This is a genomic window from Candidatus Methanoperedens sp. BLZ2 (assembly GCF_002487355.1).
Lineage (GTDB): Archaea > Halobacteriota > Methanosarcinia > Methanosarcinales > Methanoperedenaceae > Methanoperedens.
This window is the reverse complement of record NZ_NTMG01000042.1, coordinates 26453-53340: the sequence shown is the minus strand read 5'-3', so window position 1 is coordinate 53340 and position 26888 is coordinate 26453. Positions and strand designations below refer to the sequence as shown.

At 38.4% G+C, this 26888-nt stretch carries 28 protein-coding genes and 1 pseudogene; 9 read left to right on the top strand and 20 right to left on the bottom strand.

Going from position 1 to position 26888, the window contains the following annotated elements; all coding sequences use genetic code 11:
* From CL181_RS20835 to CL181_RS07885, 5 genes are all read right to left on the bottom strand, one after another.
* Positions 1 to 180, bottom strand: a 180-nt coding sequence (locus CL181_RS20835) for a hypothetical protein (protein ID WP_217993117.1), incomplete at its 3' end; no start/stop codon positions are given.
* Positions 181 to 187: 7 nt separating this feature from the next.
* On the bottom strand, positions 188 to 325 hold the full coding sequence (locus CL181_RS20230) for a hypothetical protein (RefSeq protein ID WP_176505113.1): 138 nt from the start codon (positions 323 to 325) through the stop codon (positions 188 to 190).
* 51 nt (positions 326 to 376) lie between these two features.
* Positions 377 to 1675: an orotate phosphoribosyltransferase gene (gene pyrE / locus CL181_RS07895; RefSeq protein WP_097298764.1), complete on the bottom strand. Its 1299-nt coding sequence runs from the start codon at positions 1673 to 1675 to the stop codon at positions 377 to 379.
* Positions 1676 to 1886: 211 nt separating this feature from the next.
* Positions 1887 to 2411, bottom strand: coding sequence for a hypothetical protein (locus CL181_RS07890; RefSeq protein ID WP_097298763.1), 525 nt, complete (start codon positions 2409 to 2411; stop codon positions 1887 to 1889).
* 664 nt (positions 2412 to 3075) lie between these two features.
* Positions 3076 to 4083 carry a hypothetical protein gene (locus CL181_RS07885; RefSeq protein ID WP_097298762.1) on the bottom strand — a complete coding sequence of 336 codons (1008 nt, stop codon included), beginning with the start codon at positions 4081 to 4083 and terminating at the stop codon, positions 3076 to 3078.
* Positions 4084 to 4245: 162 nt separating this feature from the next.
* Here CL181_RS07885 and CL181_RS07880 point away from each other — a divergent pair, with 162 nt between their 5' ends.
* Entirely contained in the window at positions 4246 to 5043 is a 798-nt protein-coding gene (locus CL181_RS07880; protein WP_097298761.1) for a metallophosphoesterase, read from the top strand.
* A gap of 1 nt (position 5044) precedes the next feature.
* Here the strand turns inward: CL181_RS07880 and CL181_RS07875 are convergent, their stop codons facing one another.
* Positions 5045 to 6427 (bottom strand): ATP-binding protein, encoded by a 1383-nt coding sequence (locus CL181_RS07875; RefSeq protein WP_141398838.1) that lies wholly within the window; start codon positions 6425 to 6427, stop codon positions 5045 to 5047.
* Between the two features lie 139 nt (positions 6428 to 6566).
* Here CL181_RS07875 and CL181_RS07870 point away from each other — a divergent pair, with 139 nt between their 5' ends.
* The 4 genes from CL181_RS07870 (at position 6567) to CL181_RS07855 (ending at position 11304) form a co-directional block, all read left to right on the top strand.
* The gene (locus tag CL181_RS07870; protein WP_097298758.1) at positions 6567 to 8546 is read left to right on the top strand and encodes a phosphoadenosine phosphosulfate reductase family protein; all 1980 of its coding nucleotides are present in this window, start codon (positions 6567 to 6569) and stop codon (positions 8544 to 8546) included.
* 114 nt (positions 8547 to 8660) lie between these two features.
* The gene (locus tag CL181_RS07865; protein ID WP_097298756.1) at positions 8661 to 9587 is read left to right on the top strand and encodes an ATPase domain-containing protein; all 927 of its coding nucleotides are present in this window, start codon (positions 8661 to 8663) and stop codon (positions 9585 to 9587) included.
* The gene (locus CL181_RS07860) at positions 9571 to 9924 is read left to right on the top strand and encodes a hypothetical protein (RefSeq protein WP_097298755.1); all 354 of its coding nucleotides are present in this window, start codon (positions 9571 to 9573) and stop codon (positions 9922 to 9924) included. The genes CL181_RS07865 and CL181_RS07860 overlap by 17 nt, the downstream gene beginning before the upstream one ends.
* 348 nt (positions 9925 to 10272) lie before the next feature.
* Positions 10273 to 11304: a hypothetical protein gene (locus tag CL181_RS07855; protein WP_141398837.1), complete on the top strand. Its 1032-nt coding sequence runs from the start codon at positions 10273 to 10275 to the stop codon at positions 11302 to 11304.
* On the opposite strand, the gene CL181_RS07850 is transcribed toward CL181_RS07855, so the two are convergent.
* On the bottom strand, positions 11294 to 12229 hold the full coding sequence (locus tag CL181_RS07850; RefSeq protein ID WP_097298753.1) for a UbiA family prenyltransferase: 936 nt from the start codon (positions 12227 to 12229) through the stop codon (positions 11294 to 11296). The two genes, CL181_RS07855 and CL181_RS07850, sit on opposite strands and share 11 nt — an antisense overlap.
* 242 nt (positions 12230 to 12471) lie before the next feature.
* Here CL181_RS07850 and CL181_RS07845 point away from each other — a divergent pair, with 242 nt between their 5' ends.
* Complete coding sequence (locus CL181_RS07845) at positions 12472 to 12678, top strand: hypothetical protein (protein WP_097298752.1); 207 nt, start codon at positions 12472 to 12474, stop codon at positions 12676 to 12678.
* A gap of 187 nt (positions 12679 to 12865) precedes the next feature.
* Positions 12866 to 13381 carry a nitroreductase family protein gene (locus CL181_RS07840; RefSeq protein WP_097298751.1) on the top strand — a complete coding sequence of 172 codons (516 nt, stop codon included), beginning with the start codon at positions 12866 to 12868 and terminating at the stop codon, positions 13379 to 13381.
* A 5-nt stretch (positions 13382 to 13386) separates the two neighbouring features.
* On the opposite strand, the gene CL181_RS07835 is transcribed toward CL181_RS07840, so the two are convergent.
* From CL181_RS07835 to CL181_RS07815, 5 genes are all read right to left on the bottom strand, one after another.
* Positions 13387 to 14574 (bottom strand): DUF72 domain-containing protein, encoded by a 1188-nt coding sequence (locus CL181_RS07835; protein ID WP_097298750.1) that lies wholly within the window; start codon positions 14572 to 14574, stop codon positions 13387 to 13389.
* A 127-nt stretch (positions 14575 to 14701) separates the two neighbouring features.
* Positions 14702 to 15262 (bottom strand): dihydrofolate reductase family protein, encoded by a 561-nt coding sequence (locus tag CL181_RS07830; RefSeq protein ID WP_097298767.1) that lies wholly within the window; start codon positions 15260 to 15262, stop codon positions 14702 to 14704.
* A 5-nt stretch (positions 15263 to 15267) separates the two neighbouring features.
* Complete coding sequence (locus CL181_RS07825; protein ID WP_097298749.1) at positions 15268 to 15708, bottom strand: VOC family protein; 441 nt, start codon at positions 15706 to 15708, stop codon at positions 15268 to 15270.
* Positions 15709 to 15749: 41 nt separating this feature from the next.
* Positions 15750 to 16667, bottom strand: a complete 918-nt coding sequence (locus CL181_RS07820) for a VOC family protein (protein ID WP_097298748.1) — start codon at positions 16665 to 16667, stop codon at positions 15750 to 15752.
* A gap of 4 nt (positions 16668 to 16671) precedes the next feature.
* Positions 16672 to 17103: a VOC family protein gene (locus tag CL181_RS07815; protein ID WP_217993116.1), complete on the bottom strand. Its 432-nt coding sequence runs from the start codon at positions 17101 to 17103 to the stop codon at positions 16672 to 16674.
* 105 nt (positions 17104 to 17208) lie between these two features.
* On the opposite strand from CL181_RS07815, the pseudogene CL181_RS21490 reads away from it, so the two are divergent.
* Positions 17209 to 17277 (top strand): annotated as a pseudogene (locus CL181_RS21490) (hypothetical protein); the annotation flags it as partial.
* 428 nt (positions 17278 to 17705) lie between these two features.
* Here CL181_RS21490 and CL181_RS07810 read toward each other — a convergent pair.
* The 4 genes from CL181_RS07810 to CL181_RS07790 all read right to left on the bottom strand — a co-directional run bounded on the left by CL181_RS07810 (position 17706) and on the right by CL181_RS07790 (position 19788).
* Positions 17706 to 18086 (bottom strand): DUF1428 domain-containing protein, encoded by a 381-nt coding sequence (locus CL181_RS07810; RefSeq protein WP_097298747.1) that lies wholly within the window; start codon positions 18084 to 18086, stop codon positions 17706 to 17708.
* Positions 18087 to 18286: 200 nt separating this feature from the next.
* Entirely contained in the window at positions 18287 to 18775 is a 489-nt protein-coding gene (locus tag CL181_RS07805) for a hypothetical protein (protein WP_097298746.1), read from the bottom strand.
* A 49-nt stretch (positions 18776 to 18824) separates the two neighbouring features.
* Positions 18825 to 19211: a hypothetical protein gene (locus CL181_RS07800; protein ID WP_141398836.1), complete on the bottom strand. Its 387-nt coding sequence runs from the start codon at positions 19209 to 19211 to the stop codon at positions 18825 to 18827.
* Positions 19212 to 19410: 199 nt separating this feature from the next.
* Positions 19411 to 19788: a hypothetical protein gene (locus tag CL181_RS07790; protein WP_097298744.1), complete on the bottom strand. Its 378-nt coding sequence runs from the start codon at positions 19786 to 19788 to the stop codon at positions 19411 to 19413.
* A 302-nt stretch (positions 19789 to 20090) separates the two neighbouring features.
* Between CL181_RS07790 and CL181_RS07780 the strand changes: the two genes are divergently transcribed.
* Positions 20091 to 20612 carry a hypothetical protein gene (locus CL181_RS07780; protein ID WP_097298742.1) on the top strand — a complete coding sequence of 174 codons (522 nt, stop codon included), beginning with the start codon at positions 20091 to 20093 and terminating at the stop codon, positions 20610 to 20612.
* Positions 20613 to 20638: 26 nt separating this feature from the next.
* Here CL181_RS07780 and CL181_RS07775 read toward each other — a convergent pair whose 3' ends face one another.
* From CL181_RS07775 to CL181_RS07760, 4 genes are all read right to left on the bottom strand, one after another.
* A complete protein-coding gene (locus CL181_RS07775; RefSeq protein ID WP_097298741.1) occupies positions 20639 to 21013 on the bottom strand; it encodes a hypothetical protein in 375 nt (124 codons plus the stop codon).
* Positions 21014 to 21050: 37 nt separating this feature from the next.
* Positions 21051 to 24899 carry an S-layer protein domain-containing protein gene (locus CL181_RS07770; protein WP_176505112.1) on the bottom strand — a complete coding sequence of 1283 codons (3849 nt, stop codon included), beginning with the start codon at positions 24897 to 24899 and terminating at the stop codon, positions 21051 to 21053.
* 711 nt (positions 24900 to 25610) lie between these two features.
* The gene (locus CL181_RS07765; RefSeq protein WP_097298739.1) at positions 25611 to 26345 is read right to left on the bottom strand and encodes a hypothetical protein; all 735 of its coding nucleotides are present in this window, start codon (positions 26343 to 26345) and stop codon (positions 25611 to 25613) included.
* A gap of 108 nt (positions 26346 to 26453) precedes the next feature.
* On the bottom strand, positions 26454 to 26750 hold the full coding sequence (locus CL181_RS07760) for a nucleotidyltransferase family protein (protein ID WP_097298738.1): 297 nt from the start codon (positions 26748 to 26750) through the stop codon (positions 26454 to 26456).
* Positions 26751 to 26888 lie beyond the last annotated feature (138 nt).

Genomic DNA, 26888 nt, shown 5'->3' with positions numbered 1-26888 from the left:
AATTGAAAATAATGTCATTTTTTCATTGAAGTGGGATTTGGGACAGCCTGTTAAGATTGTTTTAATTTCTTCTGTAGATAATTCATCTTGTAGGTTCTTGCCGCTATTTTCTCTGCAATGCAAACAATGGGAATTGCATTTATTGGTCAATTCTATAAACACGCTATATGGCCATTTCATGGTTTCCCTACCCGGTACATTTACATCCAGAAAGAATAAATTCTTCAAATTCCATCTGAGAATCCTGTTTTTCTTTACCTATTTTTCCCTTTTTTATATCTTTTTTCATTTTATAGAACTCATCATATTCTATTATGGTTTCCATATGTCTCACCTCATAACCTCCTTGTCTTAAATATTATTGCTTATTAATCATTTATAAACTTTCTGCATCATTCTCCATATCTTTTTTCCATTCAAGCACTAAGTCTCTTTCAATTGGTGTAATGACTGCTGTATGTAGTGCTACATCTAATAAAGTTGATAAATCAGAAAGGGTTATTAATTTTATATTTTCTTGCTCCAAAGCAATTTTTGATTTCTTCAAGCTATAATTAAAAATCGCCAAGCACCAATCGACTTTAGCTCCAGCTTCCTTCAAAACTTTTGCTGCGGAGATTACGGAGCTCCCTGTGCTAATCAGATCCTCAATTAGCAGTACCTTCTCGCCTTGATTTATATGACCTTCTATCTTGCTGTGTTTTCCATACTCCTCGGCGGTGGATTTAATATATACCATAGGTAGTCCAAGTTTTTCTGCCAAGTAAGCGGCATGTGGGATTCCAGCAGTGGCAACTCCCCCTATAACATCTACATTTTGGATACCTATTTCATTCACGATTACATTTACAAACGAATTGATTACATATTCCCACTCTTCAGGATAAGAGATAAGTAATCTATTATCCGTATAAATCGGACTGAGTATACCTGAAGAGTATTTGTATATTCTTTTAGAACTAATTGTAACAGACTTTATTTTAAGCAGAATCTCCGCTATCTCTCTCTTGCTTTTTTCAAGCATTTGCACTATGCGATCTCGTCGCACATTATCCCAATCTTCGGGATCAATCATCCATTCTTCGACAATTGCTTTCTCATCTATCGATATTTTTCCTTTTTGCCAAGCATAGGCTAACAATACCTTAAGACATGTAAGATTGTAAAATGGAATTTTTTCTTTCTGTAAGAATCTTTCGATATATCCCAAATTATTATTGAATATTGTTAAACAATAGACCACTTTCCCGCCACTATTGTTTATCGCTTTTACGCTAATTGGAATATCCTGTTCTGTTGACATGATATCACTTATTAATAATGCATTGCTACCTTCTTTTACTATCCCCTCGATTTGCTTCTCCTTACCATGGGACTTTGCAGAAGTTCTTACATATGCCATGGGCAATTTAAGATATTGAGCAATATGAGTAGCAAGTAAAATTGATGATGAGCTTGTACCAACGATTACGTCTATCTTCTCGCAAAAATTATTAATATTTTCAATAAGTGTGTTTATTATTGATTTCCTTTCATTTGGAAATGAACCAAGAAGTCGGCAATCGATATAAACTGGGCTTAGAATTCCAGAAGCATACATGAATGGATTAGCAGGATTCAGGCTTACTGCCCCAATATCAAGTAATATTCCAGCAACTTCTTCAGGCGTTAGCATTATGTCACTTCTTTATTATTATTTTTTAACTATTTTGCCTCATCTTAATATCATTATATAATATTCTGGTTTATGTTTCTCCACAAGCCGGATCAAATTATAGCCCAGCCAAATAAACTACTACACTCTGTCAAGATATATTAGTTTTTTCGATATTCTAAATCTTACATTTGCATTATTCAATTGAACTACCATAATCATAGAACCAACATTAAATCTTGGATTCCAGCTTTTCATTAAATAGCTTTCCTGTAATGGAAATTTCTCCCTTATTAAATTCAGTAAAAAGATTACTGATAAATTCTGTTTGTTCCAGTAATTGGAAATTTCTTAGGGGATTTTTTTGAGAGATTACCAAACCTAATTGTTCATTTTTACTTAAATTACGAATTTCATTGCTATAAAGTTGAAGTGTTCTGATATCATATTCGTTCAATTCTTTCTCATCAATGTGATAATGAATAAGTCCATCAATGTCTTGTAAATTATCAATTTCTTTAAGACTATTAATAAATTTATCCACACGGTTATAAGGAAAAAATATTGGATTATCGCATAGAAATATGTAATTTTTTTCAATTATTAAAGCTTGCTCAATAAATTCTCTGGCTTCCTCGTCTATTATTTCTGCTGCAACTTTCCCAAAAGGTTTTTTAAAATCGTAAATTATGTCATCTATGCAAACACAATCAACAAGAATATCCCCATCTGATTTTATATACCAGATAGGTTCCACTATTACGAATCTGTCATAAAAATTGCTCCATCCGATGTGAGTATATATCTTTAAAAAGAGTATCTAAAAATTTTCTCGAAATCTTGAATGTTCTCTTTAACATAAACAGCTGCTATATATTCTGAGTTATTATGAGGTTTCCGATGAAAAACATGGAAATCGCAGCCAAACGTAGCTGCAAAATCTTGTACGTTCAAACAAGTATGCCAGGTGTATGAACCCAATAATAAAACCCCCTTAGGTTTTAAGTGTAAGAACTTATGAAATTTGATGCAAATGGAAGTACGAATATACTCCAATTATCTATATCCCCTTATTTCTACTTTTATTCTTTGTAGTTTTATTCGTGCCCCGATTTTAGCGACCACGATTATTATTTTTGTTCAAGATATTCCAATGGATGCACGAGAACGAGCGTGCGTTGCAGTCACTGGTATACCCCGGAAAAATTGTCCATGGCCTGTATATAGCGATTTCAGAATTATTCCCTATTATTTTCATCTAAATTGTGTGATTGGATATACCTCTCTACTACATCCCAGCACTGCCAACAGAGCCATGATAGCAGCTTGGTGTCCAGAGATTATCTCCGAACCACACACATTGATTGAGGGAATTTCTTTCTTTGTATTCTCTTTGATCATCTTTGCGATATCACTACGAATCAAATCCCAAGATACATTTTCTGAAATATTTTTGAAAATATACTGCTGCATGCGGCCTTTTTGATGGTTCCGGGTACAATATTATCAAGAAGCGGCGCTTGCATATTAAGCAGCCACTTGTATCTGTTCTTACTCTTATTTACAATATCCCTGTACTCAATAAGGCCATCTTTTAGCATTTTATCACCATCTATTATACCCTGGACGATCCCTGCACATTCCCTGCCGAAGTTTATCGCGGGGCGTATTCCTTCACTTGTCGTTGGCGGCGCCATACCCGCAGAATCTCCTACCATGAATAGATTATCAACCACAGGTTCACGAAGGCCGAATGGAATATAACCGCCATGGGTTTTTGAAATTTCATGACCAAGTGTTCTTGTGAATCCGCGAAGTTGTGGCAGGATCTGGGTTTTTCCTGCGTAACTTGCCACTCCGATCCTGGATTTATTTCCTATCGGAAAAATCCAGGCTGCCCCCTGCTGGATAATTTCAGGATCAACCAACAAATGTAAGCTGTCATCCGTATAATCCACCTCTGATTCCAGGCCGAATGCAAGATTTCTTTTGTCAACATAATCCTGCCTGAGAGAACTGGCAAGGACTGCTCTCCAGCCCGTACAATCAAGAATACATTGTGAACTGAAATTTCCCGAATCTGTAAAAACCACATCTCCCGCAACACCTTTTACAGATGCTTTCAGGGTTTTCACTTTTAAGCGCTGCCCTATTATTTTGCAGAATTTTTCATAATCAAATGTACTGATAGGCTCGATCAATTCAACTTTTCTTTCATCAGGAATATGCAGCGTAAGTGTGTCAAATTCCTGCATTATCGAGTTTTTGCATCCTGACTCTTCTAATACTGAGGTGAAAGTCCCGCACGCCGAAGTCTGCCGTGTTCCGATTTCCTTCCTGTCTATGAGAAGTATATCCCCTTCCAGGCTATCGGCAGCCGCAAGTCCAGCAAAACTTGCCCCGGCAATTATTGCGTCATATTCATGCATATATATGGATTGTTGATTTGTCTAACGATATTTTTTTCCATTCTATCTTTCTCTTTTTGACTATAACCTGGCAAGAAATTAGCTGAAAACTATATATGCAGTCCATTAATTATATGCCCATCAGGAATATCAATTAATTATGTCAAATAATGGATATCAATAATGACAGTAACCCCTATTTTGAATGAACCCGCACTTGTCGTCAAGAACACTATAAAAGTTCTTGTGATCGCGGATATTCATCTTGGCATCGAATGGGAGCTCTATCACAAGGGTTTCTCAATCCCCAGCCAGGTGAAAAAAAGAAAAAAGCGCATATGTGAGTATCTTGAAAATATGAAGCCGGACAGGATCGTGCTTCTTGGGGATATCAAACATAATGTACCACATACATCATGGCAGGAAAAAAAAGAAATCCCGGATTTTCTTGAAACAATAGCTGCTTATGCGCCTGTTGATATCGTGCCCGGGAATCATGACGGGGATATTGAGGAGCTAATTACCGGAAATGTTACATTGCAAGACATGCGGGGTTTTGTGCTTGACGGCGCGGGTTATTTTCATGGCCATACCTGGCCTGTTGAGGAGTTGTTATCTGCAAAATACGTGATGGTATCCCATAACCATCCCAGTGTAAGGCTCACGGATTCATTGGGGCATGCTGTTTCTGAAAAGGTGTGGATAAGGACGCATTTTATCGAGAAATCAATACGAGATCATTATGGGGATATTGAGTGGATGGATCCTGAAGTAATTATTATGCCTGCATTTAACGAATTGTGCGGAGGGATACCGTTCAATGAGTCCATACATGAGGATTTACTGGGGCCTGTTTTTGCCAACCATGCTATCGAGCTTGAAAATGCAAGGGCATTTTTGCTTGACGGGACAGATCTTGGAACGATAGGAAATATCAGGAAGCTGGGAATAACTCGAAGGAGAAGGAACAGGAAAATGTGATTCACTCAAAACCCCTCTTCAATTCAGTTTCAGTAATAAGTGATATTCCCTGTTTTTCTGCAAAATCTTCTGCTTTCAAAGTGAAACCAGATCTTGAAACAACCATAAAATGATCTTTTTCACGTTGCCAATTCACGAATTTTGCATTTTCAACCAGGTTTATTAGAATATCTACATCAGTTTTACGATTTTGCCATTTGCATTCCACAAATAACGCTTCATTTTTAGACAGGGCGACAAGGTCAATTTGTCTGTCTCCGCTCCACCATGTTCCAATTTTTGTGAAGTTAAATGGAACTAATTTTTTTGAATTCATATTTATCAGGAATTCTTTGACAATGTCTTCGAAGATATGCCCCACATAAGCAGTGAACTCTTGTTTGATAATATCTGTTACTTTTTGAGTGTTTCCTATCTCAATGTCATTTTTATGCGGATATACGAATTTAAACCAGAAATTGAAAAAATTATCTTTCATTTTATAAATAGTTTTTTTTGTTTTCTCCTTTTCTGTAACTGGATGGACCTTTTCAACGATATCAAGTTTGATCAATGTGCTAAGATATTTTGGAAGATCCCCGGTTTTTATCTTTGAGTGTTCTGCGATCTCTATTACTCTTGTGCTTCCTGAAGCGATGGCTTCCAATATCGAATAATATGATGAGTATTCACGTAATTCTTCCCGTAATAAAAATTCAACTTCTTCATAAAGAGGTTCACCCTTTGCCAAAATTTTCTCTTCAATATTTGAGAACAGATTTTTTTTCTTAAATTGGTTGAGATAGAACGGTATCCCCCCAAGAACACTGTAAATCTCCGCACGCTCGATCAATGAAGAATTCGGAAAAAATTCCTTCATTTCTTTAAATGAGAACGGTGCCAGTTTCCACTGACCTGTTCTCCTGCCATAAAGGGGAGACTTATATGAAAGCACACCTTGTTCCATCATTGAAATAGATGAACCGCACAGAATTAGAAAAACATTTTTTTTAACAAGGACTTCATCCCATATGCCCTGGAAAACCGAAGATATTGAATCATCCTTTTCGACTAAATATGAGAATTCATCTATTATAATGACTGTTTTTTTCGTATCGTCTAATCGTCTTTGAATGTAATCGAACAACAGGTAAAAATCTTCTATTTTGAGGGCTGCATCCTTAAAATGATCCGCTGCTATTGATGAAAACCTGATTGCATTTAAGGCCGTGCCTCTTTTATCTGCCAGGAAATAAATATACTCTTTATCCCTGCAAAATTGTTTTATCAATTCGGTTTTTCCAGTTCTTCGCCTGCCGTAAATCACTGTAAATTGAGGCTCTGGCTGTCTGGATTTTTCATCAAGCATTTCCAGCTCATTTTTTCTATTAATAAATAGGAACACAGAGATTAGGTTGTTGTTCCTAATAAATAAATTTATCCCAGTGAGTTCTCATCGCTGAGTGGATCAAAAAATGAGTTCATACCAAAATTTAATAAAGCATTTTGTTATATTAACATGAAACCATTTTGTGACTTATAAAATGCATATTACCAAACAAAACCAAAATCCAAATATAAACACCTCATTCGATCTCGACGAAAGTCTTCTTTTCTGGTGCCATAAATGCAATATCCCCTTACTGGAAGCTCAATGCGGGATATGCAGGGAAAAAGGGTCAAAGGTTGACCTGTCCCCACCTGGGGATGTTCGTTTTGCTTCACCCCATGAAAAAAATATAATCAATGACCTGATCTCAAAATCCTTTGGTGAAAATCCTATTTCTGAAAAGCTTATCCTTTTGAATAAAATCCCTGGTGAAGATAAAACAGATGAAATAATCGTGGACGGGTTGCATTTCGGGATATTGAGATTCGATATGAAAGAGCTTGCTTTCAAGCTCGATCTAATGGTCGAAGGGGCATGTGCGCTTATCGCATCACGAATAAGTAAAAAACTCGTAAAGATCTCATCCGGCGGACGCCATCTTAGCGGGAAAAACCTTGATGGGAAGCAAGTAATTGAATGCTCTGATGATATCATAAAAGGGGACACCGTACTTGTAACAGGTAAGAACCTTTGCGGATTCGGGATAGCATACAGGGGCAGCACAGGGCTGAAGACCCCGGGGCAATCGTTAAAGATAAAAAAGATCGGATCAGAAAAAGTAACTTTTTTGCCAGGGAAACCACGGCTTGAAGATGTCATCCGGGCAAATGCGCCTCACATGAAACGGCTTGTTAAGGATGCTGTCAATACCATAAAGGGAATTGCCAACCAGGAAGAATTCAGGGAAACACCAGTCTATGTTTCATTTTCAGGAGGCAAAGACAGCCTGACCACGCTTGATCTTACCCGCAGCGCTGTGAAAAAACCAATAAAAGTGTTCTTTGCAAATACTGGCATCGAGTTCCCGGAAACTGTTGAATTCGCACGCAGATTCTGCAGGGAAAACAATATCGATCTTATTGAAGTCAATGTAAATGAAGCATTCTGGAAGAATCTTCCGGATTTCGGGCCTCCTGCGAAGGATTTCAGGTGGTGCTGCAAGGTCTGCAAACTTGCCCCTATTAATTCAGTAATAGAAGAGTGCACGCGCACAGGACAAAAATGCCTTACAATTGATGGAAAAAGGAGATATGAATCATTCATGCGCTCACGTATCGCCCCAAAAGAAGAGAATCCGTTCATTCCAGGCCAGGTGAGCGTGTTCCCGATCCGGAACTGGCGCGCCATCGAGGTGTGGCTTTACATTTTTTATCGTAAGCTTGAATATAATCCCCTTTATGACGAGGGTTTTGAGCGCGTAGGGTGCTGGCTTTGCCCTGCAGAACTGAGCGCGGAATATTACAGGTTCGGCCAGCTGCATCCTGAGCTTTTTATGCGGTGGAACGAATATCTTTTGAACTGGGCAAAGGACTATGGTCTGGAAGAGGCGTTTATCAGGCACGGGTTCTGGCGCTGGAAAACACTTCCTCCAAAGATGATCCGTCTTGCTGAAGAACTCAAAATAAATACGAAATTGATGTCCAAAAAAGAAGAATTCGGTATAACAGTGACAGGAGGTGTTTCGCCATGCAGGACAGGCGGATATACAATGGAAGGAAATATCACAGGACTTTTGCCCCGGGAAGTGCAAAATATCGCAAATATCCTGGGTGAAAATGTTTTTTCAGAAGATCTCGGTGTGTTATTGATCAATACAAAAGATGGGAATGTCAGGATATTCTCATCAGGGCACATTTCTGTTAATGCGCCGGGAGATGAAGATGCACGATCCGTTTTTGAAAATACTGCAAAGCAGCTGATAAGAATAAAAAAGTGTACAAAATGCGGTGTGTGTTTGAAAGTCTGTCCTGTTAATGCCATTGTTCTTGAGCCTGACCTTAAAATCGGAAAAGTTTGTACCCGATGTGGAAGATGCATTGAACCATGTGTCGTCGTCAAATACTTTGACAGGATATTGCCCGATTTCAGGCATAAAAATGTAGAACGATTTTCGAGGTCAAATACGATTCAATAATCTATTTACCGGAATATGGGGCGATTTTTTACTGTATAAACTTTTTTTCAATACTAAACTATAAATATTCTCCAAGGCATACTGTATAACATTATAATGATGAGGTTGTAGTTTATGAAAACGGGTAGGACTTTAACAGGGATATATGGTCTGGATGAATTGATGGATGGAGGTTTCAGAAAAAATACTGTCAATTCTATTTATGGAGGGCCGGGTGTCGGTAAAACCACTTTTGCATTGCAATACTCACTTTTCGGCCTGGATCGCGGTGAAAAAGTAATTTATGTTTCCTTTGAGATGTCAGAGCAACAGATCATCCGTGATTGCAAAGACATAGGATGGGGGGCCATTAAAGATTATATAGAGACAGGGGATATGAAAATAGTCCATATTTTTGGAGAAGACCTCGAGTTTCCGAGCCTTGATATTACAGAGATCATAAAGAAATCAAGTCCAGGAGCAAATCCAAGGATAGTAATTGATCCTTTTACATATCCTACATTTTATTCTGATAAAGAAAAAAGAAAATCGATCAGTACAATATTCCAGGATCTGCGAGCATTTGGAACCACAGTTGTAGTTCTTGAAGAGCCGGCCGATGGTGCAACTGCTACCAATTATGGAACAACCGGGGATTTTCAACATATGAACAGGTTATTATCTACACCGTTGTATTTATCTGATACGGTTCTATTCTTGCAAAATCTTGGTTTTGGGGAGATGTATGACAGGACTATCAGGATAATGAAACACAGGGGATCAAAACATGGTGAAGGAATATATCCTTATTCCATAGAAGCAGGATTAGGAATCGTACTGAGAGCTTCAAAAAAACAAATTGACCGGGTTATGCCAAAAACCAGATTCGATGACAGGTTTATGCAAGCTATTGAAAAAACAAAAACCATGGGAAAGCCGGGTCAAAAAATAAGGGTAAAGATTGAATCCGTGCGGAAAAACTGGGTACATGATGAAGACCCGCAACAAATTCTTGAACTTGTCCTGGGGGAGGAGAAAAAGAGCTATGAAAATAGAGCTTGAAGATACTCTTGATCAACTCTATGATATTGAAGGAATTGAAGCCTGTATGTTATACAGGATAGATGGGGTGCCCATAACCATAAGGGTTCCTGGTTACAGGGAACACCTTCTGGAAACTATGTTCTGGCTTGAGAAACACATAAGCCGGGTGCTCGGGGAAATGAACCGGGAAGGTTTGAAGGAAACTATTTTTTATTTCAGGAACAACCGTATCCTGATAGCTCCGTCTTCAAAGTCTACAGTTCTTGTTACTGTTGCTAAAGCTGAAGCTAACCAGCAGCTTATATCCCTTGAAACGCTGCGTGCGACAAAATTCATAGAAGCATGTGTGACATAAGGTGTTAAAACGAAATCAATCACATTTTTCACAAATAAGAAAGATCATGAGCAAGCTGCCAATGACCTTATTGAAAAAGCCCGTTTGAGAAATGATTTTCATCCAAATCTTATTTTATTTTATGCAACATTAAAATACAATGGCAAGTACCAATCAATGCTGGACATTTTTCATAAGGAGTTTGGTAAAATACCGCAAATCGGAGCTTCAGTAGATGGAATGATATTTCCTGAAGATATGCGGACAGATGGGGCAGCACTTGTCCTTTGCAGAGATGACGATGCAAAGATAAGAGTAAAAGGTGTCAATGAAAAAGGAGTAATAAACTCGGCAGGAAAACTTGCGAAAATGATAAAATGTAATAATGGATGTATAGTACTGCATTTTCCTCTTGTCAGGGTACCAAGCGTCCTTAAATCAGCTGAGTTTTTTGCAAAAGGGTATTATTATAGTAAACAATGTAAAGGAGCTACCATCGAAAACCAGAAAGAATATGCCAGTAAATTTGCGCAATATTGTGATAAAGATAATATTTTTTACCTTCCCCCAACGATACTTGAAATCTTTGCAAAACAAACTGGTTATAGTGTACCTATAATTGGCGTAAATGTAATGCATACGCAGGTCAGAATCAATTCCCCAAGTATATTCTGTAATTTTAGGGATATTGGAGGCGGGATCGCAGCTCTGGTAATTGAAAAACAAGATGTCAATGCAATTTACGATGATATTTTTTCAGAAAAAGGAAAAACAATAGAAGAAACCAGGCGAAATGTCAATAAAGAATTTACGGTTATCAAAGAATTCAAAGCAATCTTTGAAAAGAATATTTTAATATCGCTGGACGGTATGGCCCCGGTGGAGGCAGTGGAAAATCTAATATATGCTGCTGAAAAAAAGAAAGAAGATTTGTTAGGGAAACTTGAAAAAGGAGAATATAAGTTATATATTCCATATGAACTTTTATTTTTTAATAAAAAAACAAATGGAGTTTTCCTGCTTGGAATTGGGTCGTATTATCCATTTGAGCTATTTCCATTTTATGCTGATCTATCGGATTATTCAGAGGATGTGGCTCTCGTATACGAAATAGTAGAGGAAAAGTTTGAATTATTTATATCATCGTTAAAAAATTTAAAATATAATGACAGATTTACTTATTTCTTCTTAGATGTGGGTGTTACAACAGCTTTTGGAGAAAAAGTTTTTGAATATAAAGATAAAGTCAAACAATTATTGGGAAAAAATTATTTTGGGATATTATCTTGTGCTCCTTCTGCATATCTTCCATTGGAATTCCAGGCAAGGGATAATTTATCAGAGTCTGGAAAAAATATTTTCTTTTCAAGCGCTGGTACAAATGCCTGTATTAAAATTTAAAAAAAGTGCTGATACCTAAAAAAAATACGGATGCATATGCAGAATAACCCAGAGACTTAAGGGCATTTAAATCCCCCACATCAAGAGTCCATTTTTTTCTATACATATGAATAAATGTATTTTTTAAAAAATAATACAATGGGATAGCCATAATTAATATCCCCATATTAAAAATATTTATAGTAATAGCAGTTAAAATAATAAAATAATATATGAGCATTAAATAGCATGAATATTTTATCAATTTAGATGGAGAAAAAACTACTCCAAGTGTCTTCAAACCAGCTTTTCTGTCACCGGATATATCCTTCAAATCTTTTAATAACAGCCCAGATATACTAAATAATAAAAAAGCTGCTAAAATTATTATACAGGTAGAAGTTATATCCGAATATATTAACCATGTACTGAGAGTAAACATTGGCCACGCAATTCCGTATGTCAATAACTCTCCCAAATAATGCTCTTTTAATCGAAAGCCGGTTAATTTCTTAAATATGAAATTGTCCGAATAACACCATGTCGCCAGAGCCCATAGGAGAAAATATCTTAAAATCGGTCTTTCTACATCCAACGATACTCGATAAACAACCAGAATAGAAGTTATGTAAAGGAATATTGCTATAATAATCGCTATTTTTTGAAAATGTGGTTCCTCCGTTAAAATTGTTTTTTTCCCCTGTGCAACATCTTCTTTCAGGTCATTACAGTGGTTCCATAAATTAGAAGCGAAATTTGATAAAAGTGTAACAGCAATCCCTATTAAAAGAAAATTAACCCCATTATAGTTGAAATTATTGCGAGATATTAAAAAAATTGCTATTGCAAAGAAAGGATAGGGAGAAATAATTGTGGTTGGAGTGTTACAAAGTTTTAACAACTCCTTAATATTATTATACACAATTTTTATTTTAAGCGGCGCCAAGAAGTACCTTCTTAAAAATTTCCTCTGCTACTTTTTCTTCTTCATCTTTTCTCTGGTTTTCAATTTTTTCATTATTCATTTTAAAGTCTCCTTCATTTTGACCCTTGTAGGGCAACCACTACAATGACGGAAGCTGATATAAAATAATACTAAATATAGTTTATAAATTATATTAAGAAAAAGAGTTAAGAAACTTTGTTCCGTGGTATTATTTAAGAAAGTTCATATTATTTAATACTATTATGTCAAAATTCGGAGAAAATGCAGATTCAATTCTCGAAATACTGAAAAATGGAGATAAAGTGAATATTAAAACTATCAGGGATCAGCTACTGCTTTCAGATACAGCTATTTTCAAATTTATGAATGAATCCGGACTGATCGAATTAAATGAAGGTACAGCAAGAATCACAAAACCAGGATTGGAACTCCTGTTAATTGACAATTGAATTTATAGATAAATATTATAATAAGCTCTTGATAGTCAGCTACTTCATTTCCAGGTGATGGTTTCTTTGATTCCCTCCCTCGTGGGTTTTATTATATATGGATGATAATGGATAATGAATATAATGGTATAATTGATATCTTATATCATATATCAACAAAATTTAAAAAAATAAGGAGTGAAGATTTATGGATGTGAAAACAGCAATTCGAACAAGACGAAGCATCCGGGCGTATGATCCCCGTGAAGTGGAAGAGGAAAAATTGGTGAGAGTACTTGAATCAGGAAGACTTTCACCCTCAGCTTCAAACCGCCAGGAGCGAAGGTTTATCGTAATAAGAGATGCGGTCACGCGAAAAGCGCTTTCAGTAGCTGCAAGAAACCAGAAATTTTTGGCAGATGCGCCTGTAGTTATTGCAGCCTGTTCTGTCGAAAAAGAATATGTAATGTCCTGCGGCCAGCTTGCTTATCCCATTGACACTGCGATTGCTGTGGATCATATGACACTTGCGGCAGTTGAAGAGGGACTTGGCACATGCTGGATTGGTGCATTCGATGAAAAAAAGGTCAAAGAAATATTAAATATCCCGGATGAGATTCGAGTAGTTACGCTTCTACCTGTTGGATATCCCTCAGATATCCCACGCCCCACACCACGAAAAAGCCTCGATGAGATCGTTTTGTGGGAGACATGGAGGATTTGAAGGACTTAACGATTCAACTTATAAATCTCCCCTCCCCCCGTATACTGGCTGAACTCCCACTGCTGCATTCTGATCCTTTCAAGCACACTTCTTGCCATATCCTCAGGCAGCGCAAGCATCAATGCACCGATATGCTTACAAAACCGCCTCTCTCGCGCAGTTCTCTGCCAGTCCGCGCAGTCGTGCAGTATGAACCTTTTTTCCAGATCAATGTAAACCGAATAACCCCTTACATCCGCAACTATCTTATCAGTTCCTATTTCCATTATCTCGATGTCCTTTATCTCTCTTGCTTTTTTAAGCCTTAAATTTTCGATAAATCCTGATAGTAATGTCGCTATACCTTTCTTTTCCTGCACAAGATAATCGCTGAGCGTCTTTGCAATCACTTTTGTCGTTATCCTGCCTTTCCAGTAACCTGATATATGCTGCCTCATCTCTTTCTGCTCTGGTGTAGCCATCCCCAGCATCTCCAGTACATCTATACAGTTCTCAGGCGCATAGCCATAGTAGTGGTTGTTGAAGTATCCATAGACGTCTGCACTCTGCGACATCTCCTTCAGTTTCGGTATCCAGGCTGCAAGCTCATCTTTCGAATAGTGGTAGTTATACCACATTTTTTCACCTCTTCCGTGCCAGCGAACGTATGCAATGTCAGAGGTCAGCCTGACCTCAGGGGGAAGCAGCGGTTCATCAACTGCTACGGCTGCAACATTATAATCTCTTAGCAGGTCATGCGCTTGTTCGGTCAGCCATGCTTCATCCCTGTATTCAAGTGCAAATCGCATATCGCAAGGCAGTATTTTAAGAAATTCTTCTATCCTGTCCTTCCTGAACTTCATTCCCGGCGGGAGCTGGATCAGGATGCAGGCAAGTTTTCCCGACTCTTGAAGCGGTTTCATGAGTTCCATGAACCTTTTGAGGTCATCCTCTACTCCTTTTGAAATTTCTAGCATTTTTTCATGGGTTATCAGGCGGTTAAGTTTCACTGCAAATTTAAAATCCTGCGGAGTATACTTTGCCCAGCCAAATACGATGCCGGGCCGGGGATAGCCGTAGAATGTGGAGTTGATCTCAGCAGTATTGAATATTCTTGAATATTCTCTTAGTTTTGACTCCTCTTTATCCTTATAGAACACACCTGCCCAATCCCTGTATCCCCAGCCTGAACAGCCGAGTCGAATAACTCCCATAAGAGTTAATTATATCCCAACTAATTAATACTTATGTCCGGAGTATTCATCGGCGATCCAGAAATTATCAGAAACGGATGATCATACTGGAACTTTTCTCAAGATATTTTATCCTGTTTCCTATTTTTTACTTTATGATACGGAATTTAAGATGTGTCCTGCCGGCTGGAAGTTCCACCACTTTTATTCTTTCTACCTTGATTGATTTATTGTCTATATCTTCAAATGGCCGAAAACCGCTTTTAAGAAATACCGGTATGATATCAATATGCAGTTCATCAGCTAATCCTGCTCTTATGCATTGCCCGGTGGTGCTTGCGCTGCCGATAATTGTAACATTTTTGTCGCCTGCGGCTGCTTTTGCCTGCAGGACTGCGCTTTTAATACCATCTGTAACGAAAGTAAAGGTTAACCTGTCAGTTTCCTTCGGATGCTTTTTGGGTTCTTTATCTGTAAAAACAAATATTGGCACTTGATACTCATAATTATCCGCGATAGAATCAGGGTCTTTTGCCATAGCAAACTCTTTCCATGCCATCACTACCGAGCCGGTAGTATCTATGGATTCCTGTAAGACCCCGGTATTTCGCAGTGTATCGAGGTCAGGATACAGAGCGCCCACGTTACCATTGCTATCTTCGGCAAACCCGTCCAGTGATATTGTTACTCCTAAAATAACTTTTCCCATGTCATTCATTCTATCAAACCTTTGGGATAAGTGTAAATCACCATCCACTGCACTCCGAACTTATCCTTGAAACTGCCATAGTAGTCGCCCCACGGCTGGTCGGCGATAGGCATCTCTATCGTGCCACCAGCGGAAAGAGCGTTAAATATCCTGTCCGCCTCTTCTTTGCTTTCAGGGTGGACTGAAATGTAAACATTGTTGCCTTGCGTCAGTTTCATTCCGAGAGATTCAAGAGAATCGGTCGCCATTAACACGTTGTCTTTGCCAACTGGCAAGCTGATGTGCAGGATTTTGTTTTCGTCCTCTTTCGGGATATTTACGCCTTCCATCGGCATATCCTTGAATCGGAAAACAGACGTAAACTCTCCGCCGAAAACGGATTTATAAAAGTTAAACACTTCTTCCGTATTGCCCGCAAAATTGAGATAGATGTTTAATTTCGTCATATTTTTCTCCTTAACTTTTAATGATGTTGTTCGTTTGTTATTTATCCCTCGTATGCTTTCTTTAATTTCCCGATGTCAAACTTTTTCATTTTCAGGAACGCATTGGTAACGCGTTCCACCTTCTCTTTATCATGGTCTCGCAGCATCTCCTCAAGTACGGTGGGAGCAACTTGCCATGAAACACCGAACTTATCCTTAAGCCAGCCGCACACACTTTCTTGCCCTCCTTCCGCAGTGAGTTTCTCCCAGTAGTAGTCAATTTCTTCCTGGGTCTCGCATTCAACCATAAATGAAATGGCCTCATTGAAGGTAAAGTCGTGTTTAAGAGCGCTATCCATGGCTGCAAACTCCTGATTCTCAAGCGTGAAGGCGGCATGCTTTATTGTTCCTTCTTTGTCTGGCTCTTCGCCTTTGCCATAGCGGTCGATGTCACCAACTTTTGCATTGTTGAACACAGATGTGTAAAAATTGATCGCTGCTTCTGCTTTCCCGCACTGCTCGCCGACAAACATAAGCGTCGGAGTGATCTTCTGCTTTATCTTACGATCTCCCATGAACATCACCTGCCATGAAAGACCATACCTGTCCTGCGTCCATCCATATTTTTCGCTGAATTGATACTCGCCAAGTTCCATTAGAGCCGTACCGCCTTCAGACAGTTTTTCCCATATCGCATCGACTTCCTCCTTCGTATTACAGGCGACAAGAAATGATACAGCTGGAGTGAATTTGAATAGCGGTCCGCCATTAAGCGCAATGAATTTTTGTCCCTCAATCTCAAACTCAATGGTCATTACCGTACCCTCCGGCAGGCCGTGAATTTCGAAACCTGCTTTGCTGGCACGGATTATCTTGCCGATCCTGGAATTTTTGAAGATGGAGGTGTAAAATTTCGCCGCTTCTTCGGCCTGGCGGTCAAACCACAGATTCGGTGTGATTTTTTGTTTGATGTTTGTCATAATTTTACTCCTCTGATTTCGATTGCATGGGCGCTGGCTCGAGCATGCTCACGCGGTTGCCTTCGGTGTCTATAAATGACACATAAATTCCGACACCGGGAATATCATCAGGTTTTCCAAGTACTTGTCCTCCCAGCACTTTTCCGCCTGCTTCTTCCACCCTTTTCATCGCCTCCTTGATATCGTCAACTGCAATGACAACTGACGGATGCTGCAACAGAGGGTCGGTACTCTCGTAGAAGCCGCCGTTGATGGCGCCGGGTCTCCTGGGAAGACCCGTTTTCTCATCGCTTTCGGTAGTAGTGACCAGCACATACTCGCCCATTTCCTTACCAAGCTGTTCCGTCTGCCAGCCAAAGGCAGTCTCGTAAAAGTTCCTCATACGGCTCTTATCTTTCGCCGGCATTTCAAAATGTACGACAGGATTCATATTCATTAAATTCCCCCTTAATAAGATATTATGTATTCAATGATATAAGGATTTTTAGTAATTCGAGTTTATCAGGTTTCATCACTGCAGGCAAAATAAAATCAATATCAGGAAGAAGCAAAACAGCGCTGGGGCAATACCGAAGCATACAAGCAAAGCATGCAGCGCGTGCAAAAATGAGCTTCAACTTCGGGAAAGTGATTTTGATCTGGCAACAAGATAAGCATTTAGGCACATTTACGCAGGTTGATGCCAAGTTTATGGACTTTTGCGAAATCCATTTTTAGTCCTTAGCTTCAAATTCAAAATTTATCCACATAAGGTTCGATACCCAGAAGCTTGCTGAAAACATTTTTGCATGGGCTAGATCTTTGACGGGATAGATGATAGTTTTGATACCTTGATTCATGAGTTTATTTTCCTTTCTGCTTTCTTAAGCTCCGCAATTTCAATTTGAGAGATACTCACCTAATTGTCTTGGGATAATCTGCCATGACAGACCAAATTTGTCTTCATAAAAATGGTCTTATTTTTTGTTTCATATTTGCCATATTGATCACCCCATTCGTGTTTTTAAGTTTTATACTTTTGAAGCAACCTTTCCGATTTTACCCCTCAACTACAACCTCAAAACCCCCGTAAGCAAAACGCTCCATATCAAAGGGCATCGAAACATCTTTGTATTTTTCCTTTTGTTTATTCATCTCTTCCATCACTTTAGTGTTGACTTCGTCGCGATGCTTTCTTGACTTATAAACAATAAATGAGAACCAAACAGTTTCATTTGGTTTTGCTTTTGCCATTTCAGTAAATGCAAGTGGCTTCATGCCGTCCATGTCCTTTATAACAAGGTCTTCTCCCATGCATTCCATGTATTCAAGCGCTCCGTATCTCATCCATACACTAGCACCCTCTTCTGCCATTTTCTTGTACTCAGCAATTTTATCCTTTGGTACTACTAATACAAATCCATCTATGTATTTTGCCATGTTCCTTCACCTTCCTCGTATGCTTTCTTTAATTTCGCAATATCAAAATGTACTACACGATTCATTTTCATAAGATTCCCCCTTTAATAAGAAAATTAGTGTTCGATGATATAAGGATTTCGCAGTTTCGGTTCTGTCAAGTCTTCGGTGGATTGGAGATATACCTCGTGCACAGGGGTACAGCTTCCTCCTCTCCATGTTTATATAATAGTTACAATATCGTCACGGAATCGTATCAACCGACAACGTGACAGAACCCGCAGTTTCGTAGATTTACCCCAAGAGACCGAGAGCTCTTTCAAGGCCCTCTCCTCATCCTGATGAGCTATGAACATGATGATTTTCGGCTCGGGGCCGGTTTTCTGGATAAAATACGTAACATCAAATTCAATCAGTTTGTTTCCGGTCTTCTCAAACGTCACTCCCCAGTGGACTTTGACCATGGAATATTCATTGCTGATTTCGGTTTCTTCCATGGAAAGAATTTTTGCGGATGTCTGTCCCACACTTCTGTAAAATTCCGCAGCTTTACCTGCCATTTTAGCAAACTCATCTCTTTCCAGCGCGATACTACCCTTAGGACCTGCTGAAATGAAATGTTCTGCAAAGAACGGAACCTGCTTTTCAACATCAAGTGCATTGAATGCCTTTTCGTATTCTACAAATAGTTTTTTGATAGGATTTTTCATAAAATTATTTCTCCAATAACGTCCTCAATTGTGAGAAACCTTTTTGGATTCATAAATTTTTCGCATTTTGTGACCGGATTTTTTTTATCAGAGGGAAACTAAACAATCCGAGGACAGCAATATCCACGCCCACATTGAACCAAACGCCCAGATACGCCGAGAATAGAGCTTCCACAGTGAGCCAGATAACGAGTCCATACAACATAACTTTCATTAACTCAATATCGTTCCTGCGAAAGGCAATTCTTCCAACTAATAAAAGTGTTACTCCCCAGCCCATCATAATTGCTCCATACAATGCGCTTTCCCAGGGCAACAATATGTCTTTATTCATTACCGGAAGAATATCAAGACCAAAGAAAGCAAACACTATTCCCCAAAGCACTAAAATAACAGAAACAATGCTGAACCATCTTGTCAAAAGTTTTGGATTCATAAGTTTATGATTACTGTCATGCTTAAAATCTTTTCTGGATTTTTCAGAACATTCCATTCTCAATTTTCAGTCACATTTTCCTCCATCGCGAGCATCAGCGATTCACGGTCGCCGCGAAAGTATGGGTTGTGATGCCGGAAATTCGGGCTGGCATATCCGCTGCAGTGCCGAAAAATAACATATCCAAACTAATCAGGTTTTAACCCCAGGTTTTATAAACCTCCAGTAGCTCTTGATTCCAGAATGCTTTTTCATCCTGTTTAGACACCGATGTAAGTTTTCCTAATCCTCTTGCTAATTCAAAAAAATCTTTACCTGGTACTCCATCCTCCTTAAGTACGACAATAGCACTGAGCATGGGTCGATTGTGCTTATGTTCATAGTCACAAATATCTTTTAACATATACCCAGTTTCATTTACCCAATAATGCCCCATTTTTTCTTCAGGGGTTTTTCCCATTATGACTGCAACATCTTCATAATGAGATTTCTGTTTATTTCGTGCCTTTTCTATTAATTTACAATAAACATCATTAAAAGCTTGTTCTCCAAAATACTTAGGTGATCCAAATGTCATTCTATACCTCCCTTAATAATATCGTCAATTCGTACTTTAAACTTTTTGCAAAAAATGGAGGTTTTTATGGGCAGGTTGGGGAGTGGGAGTGTTATAAAAAAAATTTTCAGCCTGCCCTGAGATGTTATATGATTATTATTATACTTATATCTTACGATCAAGTTCATCTTTTGCTTTTTGATTATCTGATTAAGATTGAATCAATTTCATTTCAGGAAGAAGCCAATATAATATAAATATAATACAACTTTTGGCTAACAGTTTATTAAGGAGTAAAAATATAAGATAGATGGGAGAGAATTTTGAAAGGCGACAGCGGATATTACCCATGCTGGTACAATAAGCTACAATTTTTACTCTTCATATTGGCTTTTCTGGCATTCGGTATCGGAGATACCATAACCAGCCTGAAAATGATCGAGCAAAAAGGAATTATGGGAGAAGGAAATCTGCTTGTAAGATACATTATTATCAATTATGGCATGTTAGATTTCATAGCAATAAAGATCGGGATCACCCTGGTTATTTTATTGTTACCTTTTTTCATAATTGATAAGAGTGCCTATTGGATAATAAGTGGATATCTTGTATCATTTATCATTGCTGGAATATTAGGAATGATCCTGAATTTAAAGGCCGCAAATTATGAACCTCTCTTTATTTCATCAGGGCAGGCCATGATCATATTTATGATCTCGGTCCTGCTATTGACGAGCATCGGAGATAATATCGATAAAAGTATCCATCCAAAAATCAGGCCATATTTTTATTGCCTGTTAAAAGATATTACAATTATTTTCGCCAGTATGGTTAGAAAAAAGTGAAAGATTAATTCAATTCAATCACTCATTTATTTGATCGATCTTTTTCTTAATTGCGTCAATATTTTATGCCACTCCAGTAAAAATAATACTAATCCGGTAAGTGCAATTAACTCAAACAATTCGTAAGTCACAAAATCCGGCGCTTCTTTCTCAAGACCTTCAAGAAACTCATGTATCAACATAAAAAAACCGGCAATAAAAATAAACAGTATGCTTCGGTTAAAACTTTGTTTTTGTGAGATTATTTCACTTGAACTCGGATTCTCCTTATTTAAGAATTTCCAGTTCAATGCTATCTGGATACCCAGATAGATTATAACCATTGAAAGTATTGCTATGATCCCTTCGATGATCTTATACAGAAAATAATCACTGATGAGATTGCCGAACCAATAATCCATGTTAAAGTAATGATTTTCACCCTATAATAATTTTTCCTTACTTCTTAAAAAGATTACTGAATTTATCGCCCAACAATGCAAACTTCTGTTTTAATATTTCAATGCTCAACAAACCTTTAGAGGTAAGAACATAGATTATCACAGCGCCTATTGCAGTAGCTATTACAGCGATCAAAAAGTAATTTGTTGGTTTTTCCTGTACCACCAATAAATTGCTCTGTCCCAGGATCTCAACAGTCACATTCATGGCTAAAGATTCCTGCCTGGTAAAATTGATCTCAACTGTCTGACCGGGCGTTAATGTGATCGTCCTATTATCGACAGCAGTATCGTTAATAACAAGGTCAACAGGAAGTGTGTCCGACTTCGTACCCACATTGGTAATATTGGATCTGACCACGAAATCCTCGCCAGCAAAAACAGGATTGGGCGTGATATTGATATCAAGTGCCTTAAATTCCGAATATGGGGCTCTTATATCTATATCCGTTGAAACAGTAATATATGATGCTTTTGATGCTGTTATTGTATGCGTTCCGCTCGTTTCCAGCTTGTAGCTTACTTCCCCATTACTATCTGTTGTACCAGCGCTGGTATTATCAAACAGCACTGCAGCGCCGCTCATGGCAGTACCGTTGTACAAAACCTTTATGGTTATGGTTTCATACTGGTTTGCCTTTGAAGGCGCTTCAATGCTCAGTCTCAGATCGACATATTTCTCGACCTCGATGCTCTTTGTTGCTTTCTCATACCCGGTCTTTGCTGCGGTAATGGTATATGTCCCGGGTTTTAATGTTTTCGGGATCGTGTAATTGAGTTCACCGTTAATATCAGTCGGCCCCATATCGGTATCTAATGACAGGGTTGTGTTATTAACAGCTTTTCCTCCTGCTGTTACTTTGATCTTGAGTGTATCCCCGGCCATTACTTTTGTGGGTGCACTTATCGAGAGCTGATTCACTATCATTTCAGGGGTCACATCGACTGCGAAATAGAACCTCAGGGCATCGTTATCTGCCACTTTGAGCTTGATGTTGCCCATAAGAGCATTGTTTGTATTCTTGCTGAGTCCAATGCTCCCACTGTTGCTCATTTTTATGATATTGCTGTCAACGCTAATCACTTCCATGCTGCCGAACTGGTTCCCCACCTCAATTTTTGTGGGATTCTCAGATATCTGGAAAATACCTTTCAGGAATGCAACCTGTAATTCACCGCCTGAAAAAACATTTTCAAATCTTACCATTATCAGTGGAAGGTTTTCAGTGCCTCCTATAGTCTTGGTGTATATATAAGTTTCACCCGCGGAAAGAGGTGAGACGTCAACTTCTGTTCCGTCTTTAAGAAGGGTAAGAAGCATTTGCCTTGCATTCAGGTCAATATCAGTCGCCTTGAGAACATAACCTTCCTGGAGAGCAATCGTACTTCCAACTGCTATGGTCGTCTTGGTGTCATCATCAATAAGCACTTTATTGAGATTTCCATTTGCAATTGTGCTTATCCCGTCAAAATCAGTGGTGGGTCTTGTTATTATATTAGTCAGGGTATTTGATGTATAACCTGCAAAATACCTGTCGGCCATGAATCCAATAGCCTGGTATTTTCCAAAACCGGTGTATGTGAACTTTACTTCCTGTGGAGTTGTTGAGTATTCAAGACCATCTGCGGGTATACTTCTGCCGCTTACCGGATTAATAAGTTTCAAATTTTCACCGCCTACGCCCTCGTCAAGATCATAGTAAAACCCAACGCTTGTATCCCCAATATTCATACCGAAATTATAGGGTGTCCATTCAAGAGGGTTTCCGTCTTTGTAAACGGTGCTCCTGACTTCCAGGTTAGATGGCCTATCCACCGTAAGTGCGAACCTGACAGCAGAATCGTTATTGGCGACCTGTATTTTGACATCGCCCATGACAGTGGCAGTTGTTCCCTTGCTCAGGCCGATGTTTGCGCTGTTTTTCATCCTTATCCCGCTCAGGTCTACACTATCCACTTTCATGTTGCCGAACTGATCCCCTGCACGTACTACCGTGGTGTCTTCCGATATCTGGAAAAGGCCTTTTATGAATGCTGTCTGCAGTTCCTGGCCTGCGAATACACTATCGAACCGTACCATGATCAATGGAAGGTTCTCAACGCCGCCAACGGTTTTGGTGTAAACATATGTCTCACCTGCAGAAAGGGGCGAAACATCAACTTGACTTCCGTCTTTCAAAAGTGAAAGGAGCATTTGCCTTGCGTTCATATCAATATCTGTTGCTTTCAATACATAACCATCCCGAAGGGCAAGGGTGCCTCCTACGGCTATTGTCTGCTTTGTATCATCGTCGATAAGCACTTTATGGAGCCCACCCTGGGCAAGTGCGCTGATCCCGCTGAAATCCGTAGTTGGACGAGTATTTGTTGAAGAAGTATTGGATGTATAACCTGCAAAATACTTATCAGCCATGAAGCCTATGACCTGGTATTTGCCCCATAATGAGTGGGCAAAGCTAACTTCCTGGGGGGATGTGGAGTAAACGAGTTTATTCGTTCCTATGGTTCTGGATGAGTAGCTATCCATTGTGATTGTTATGTTCTCAGTGCCCACGTCGTCTTTTGCATTGTAATAGAATCCTGAGAAACTCTGGGGGGTCCAGGTGTAAGTACGATCAAAATCAATCGGTTTACTGCCGTCCCAGATGCGGTTGCCTGTTGAGAAGGTTGTGGGATGGACAGACCAGTTCCAAATAATCGTATTTGAGGTGCCATTGTCATTACTTGCTGAAACAGATATAGTATTTAATCCAGTTGAAGTTGGAGTAAATGTGAGATTCACGAGGCCATTAATGGATAAATTCGATTGGGATTTTGCTCCTGTCCAGGTAACATTTGCAATTTGATCTAATTGAATCACAAAGGTCTTGTTTTCTATGCCCGTGGAATTAACAGGATCTGATGGAGATATCCTGGTAATAATTGGTTTTTGTGTAGTTGTAGTAGCAGAGCCATTAGTCCAATTTCCGATGTTATTAGAGAAGTCAACCGGTCGCAGAGAGATATTATGTCTTGTATTTGGAAGGAATGTGAAGTCTGGAGAGGTGTTATAAGTGTTTGTATTCACATTTCTCTTCCAAATTTCATCAATATAAACCATAGCAAAATTAAAGTCTGGTGGATTTGTCCAAATCCAATTTATCCAGGTGGTTCCACTTGTATTGGTTGAAAGAGTGATATTTCCAGGAGGTTCATTATCTATTACTTGAATATTCCAGACCGTTGTATTATCTGTAGTTCCATTTGTAGTATTTGTTCCATTTACACTAACAGTATGAGAACCACCATTATTAAATTGATACGTAAAACTTGAATTATTTGTTAAGGTATTATTACCGTTCAGGAACCAGTTCCAGGTATTAATTGTCTGGTTTGCTGTCGCATTGAATGTAACTGATTCGGTTCGGTTAATCTCGATACTTAGGGAGGAATTGTTTGTTTTGGTATTTCCCCAACTTGTTATAGTTGGTTTTGAGGTGGCGGGGGGGGCAGCTTGTACAGTAACAGTCCAGGATATTGTATCAGATGCATTACTTCCGTTGCTTCCATTCACTTTTACAGTATATGTTTTTATGGCGTTGAATGTATAATCGAAAATATCACTAGTTCCACTGGTCGCACTTTTGGTAATAACATTATCTACATACCATTCCCATGGACTAAGTGTTTCATTTGCTGTCGCGTTGAAACGAATTGTATCTCCTATGCTTATACTTATAGTAGGGGTGTTATTATTTGTTTTATTATTTCCCCAACTGGTTATGTCAGGTGCAGCTATTGCTGCTGGAATTAAACTCATTATTAATAATACAATCGCGATTTCTAAAACGTATTTTCCTTTTACCATATTTTTTCCCCTCGAATCATTTTTAATCATTTCTCCATTGCCTTCTATGTCGCAAAAAGCGCATTATAAGAACTTTATGTCATAAGAACTCAACATATATAAATAATTTCTCCGACAAAAGCCAACTAACAGCAGTTTAAAGTCAACTACCCCTCCCTGGCGGAAGGGGCTTGTAACTATGCTTAATCTCATGTCCAAACCAAATTTAATAGAAGGTTTAGCTTCGACTTCATCACACGTTACGTCTGGTCGGTTGACACCGCACTTGCAAAGTGTTAGACCTTATTCAAAGGTGGCGACCTGCTCAATCAAGGAGCTTCAAATGCATTTCCACCGTTCCATTACTGGAATCCATGCCTGATAGAGCAATATTATGGTTGTTTCAAACCAAATCCAACTGCTGACCTGAACTTCTACCGTTATCTTTCATTAAGAAAGTGCCAGTCCATTATTGCTAATGGTATCAGGGCAGTTTTCATTAATATTCATTATGCTCTGGCATTATTTAATGTTTTCGATTCAAAAAAAGAATGCGATTTCTGGTTGTCGTCAAAATCAGAAAATACAAATGCAAAGGGTCACTTCCTCCCCTCCCTAACGGACATTTGGGCTTAAGTTAATGCCATTGCCCTAACGGAAGGGGTATCCGTTACCCTTTGAACCCCGAAGATGAATTTTTATTCATACATGATTTAAATAAAAATAAAATATTCATTTAAAGAAGTTTTTGATCACATTTAAGAAAGAATTTTTATCTTCTATTTTATCGCAATGGCGCCATTCCAGGAGTTTTTCAAGGGTTTTCTTGGTGATAGGTAAGTATCCGGTGTAATAATTATTGGGGTTCAAAAGTAGCTTGTTTTTATGATCTTCCTGTATATTTGAAAATATCAAATTCTCCCAGACCAGATGCAGGTTATATTTGTTCATCATCTCGATCTTCGACTTTTCAATATTTTCATTACCAGACTTGATATAATTATCATATACGGATTTCAATAATTCAGTGCTGCCATTATCCTTCAAAAAGAAACGAACTGTTGAAGGTGAATTGCGCAGGGCATAATCCAGGTAATCTTCATCGGGATGTGAAAATTCGTTGATCTTTGCAAATGATTTTGCCAGATACGTTTTATATGATATTAGATTATTTTCATAATATTTCGTTGTCATCAATTTTGACAATTCTTTGTTATCAAGGATTTGTGCAATGGCCTGGAATGTACCTAAATCATTTTTGAATTTCAATATGCCGGGAGGAATTTTATTATGGGCGCTTTCCCCTTTACATCCAAAATCCAGTAAACTCATTTCATTTAAGAGTTCAACATTCTTAAAACTTAATCTCTTGTTTTTTGTAATAAGTGATAATTCAATGCCATTATTTTTTGCGATAAGTAATATCAGTTTTATTAATGTCTTTGAATTGCTTTTTTCCGGAGGCATTCATAATTACTATGATTATTATACAATTTATATTTAATCCTTGCGCCAATCCTTATGATTTATCAATCGCATCCAGTATGTCTATTACAAAAAGTTTATAATTCCGCATCATATCCTGATTGCCTCGGATAAGATCTGGTCTCTTAGTTCCTTTCGTATCGCTTGTTTTCTGATAACGTCAACCTTGCATTTTAAGATACCACGAAGTGAACGTTCTAATTTTAGCAGGTTGAAAACATCAGGCAATTCATAAAAATCAACGAGTATATCTACGTCGCTTTTCTCAGTTTGTTCCCCTCTCACATAAGAGCCAAATATGCCAATCTCTTTTACATTATATTTTTCCTTTAAAACATTTTTTCGCTTCTTAATTGCTTCTATGATTTCTTCAAGCGTCTGTGTCATATTTTGCCTCAATCAGTATAATAGAGCAATAAGATAATAACTCTAATATTAATCAAATAGTCCTTTTTGCTTTTTAATTTTGCTATGGTTAACAGCTAAATGAACCCAGGAGGTTGCCAGACAATATGACCATATAAA

Excerpts from the sequence above, each read along its gene's own strand:
- CL181_RS20230 (WP_176505113.1), bottom strand. The coding sequence starts at position 325 with ATGGAAACCATAATAGAATATGATGAGTTCTATAAAATGAAAAAAGAT.
- pyrE (WP_097298764.1), bottom strand. The coding sequence starts at position 1,675 with ATGCTAACGCCTGAAGAAGTTGCTGGAATATTACTTGATATTGGGGCA.
- CL181_RS07885 (WP_097298762.1), bottom strand. The coding sequence starts at position 4,083 with ATGCATGAATATGACGCAATAATTGCCGGGGCAAGTTTTGCTGGACTT.
- CL181_RS07880 (WP_097298761.1), top strand. The coding sequence starts at position 4,246 with ATGACAGTAACCCCTATTTTGAATGAACCCGCACTTGTCGTCAAGAAC.
- CL181_RS07870 (WP_097298758.1), top strand. The coding sequence starts at position 6,567 with ATGCATATTACCAAACAAAACCAAAATCCAAATATAAACACCTCATTC.
- CL181_RS07865 (WP_097298756.1), top strand. The coding sequence starts at position 8,661 with ATGAAAACGGGTAGGACTTTAACAGGGATATATGGTCTGGATGAATTG.
- CL181_RS07860 (WP_097298755.1), top strand. The coding sequence starts at position 9,571 with ATGAAAATAGAGCTTGAAGATACTCTTGATCAACTCTATGATATTGAA.
- CL181_RS07855 (WP_141398837.1), top strand. The coding sequence starts at position 10,273 with ATGATAAAATGTAATAATGGATGTATAGTACTGCATTTTCCTCTTGTC.
- CL181_RS07845 (WP_097298752.1), top strand. The coding sequence starts at position 12,472 with ATGTCAAAATTCGGAGAAAATGCAGATTCAATTCTCGAAATACTGAAA.
- CL181_RS07840 (WP_097298751.1), top strand. The coding sequence starts at position 12,866 with ATGGATGTGAAAACAGCAATTCGAACAAGACGAAGCATCCGGGCGTAT.
- CL181_RS07835 (WP_097298750.1), bottom strand. The coding sequence starts at position 14,574 with ATGGGAGTTATTCGACTCGGCTGTTCAGGCTGGGGATACAGGGATTGG.
- CL181_RS07830 (WP_097298767.1), bottom strand. The coding sequence starts at position 15,262 with ATGGGAAAAGTTATTTTAGGAGTAACAATATCACTGGACGGGTTTGCC.
- CL181_RS07825 (WP_097298749.1), bottom strand. The coding sequence starts at position 15,708 with ATGACGAAATTAAACATCTATCTCAATTTTGCGGGCAATACGGAAGAA.
- CL181_RS07820 (WP_097298748.1), bottom strand. The coding sequence starts at position 16,667 with ATGACAAACATCAAACAAAAAATCACACCGAATCTGTGGTTTGACCGC.
- CL181_RS07815 (WP_217993116.1), bottom strand. The coding sequence starts at position 17,103 with ATGAATATGAATCCTGTCGTACATTTTGAAATGCCGGCGAAAGATAAG.
- CL181_RS07810 (WP_097298747.1), bottom strand. The coding sequence starts at position 18,086 with ATGGCAAAATACATAGATGGATTTGTATTAGTAGTACCAAAGGATAAA.
- CL181_RS07805 (WP_097298746.1), bottom strand. The coding sequence starts at position 18,775 with ATGAAAAATCCTATCAAAAAACTATTTGTAGAATACGAAAAGGCATTC.
- CL181_RS07800 (WP_141398836.1), bottom strand. The coding sequence starts at position 19,211 with ATGAATCCAAAACTTTTGACAAGATGGTTCAGCATTGTTTCTGTTATT.
- CL181_RS07790 (WP_097298744.1), bottom strand. The coding sequence starts at position 19,788 with ATGACATTTGGATCACCTAAGTATTTTGGAGAACAAGCTTTTAATGAT.
- CL181_RS07775 (WP_097298741.1), bottom strand. The coding sequence starts at position 21,013 with ATGGATTATTGGTTCGGCAATCTCATCAGTGATTATTTTCTGTATAAG.
- CL181_RS07770 (WP_176505112.1), bottom strand. The coding sequence starts at position 24,899 with ATGGTAAAAGGAAAATACGTTTTAGAAATCGCGATTGTATTATTAATA.
- CL181_RS07765 (WP_097298739.1), bottom strand. The coding sequence starts at position 26,345 with ATGCCTCCGGAAAAAAGCAATTCAAAGACATTAATAAAACTGATATTA.
- CL181_RS07760 (WP_097298738.1), bottom strand. The coding sequence starts at position 26,750 with ATGACACAGACGCTTGAAGAAATCATAGAAGCAATTAAGAAGCGAAAA.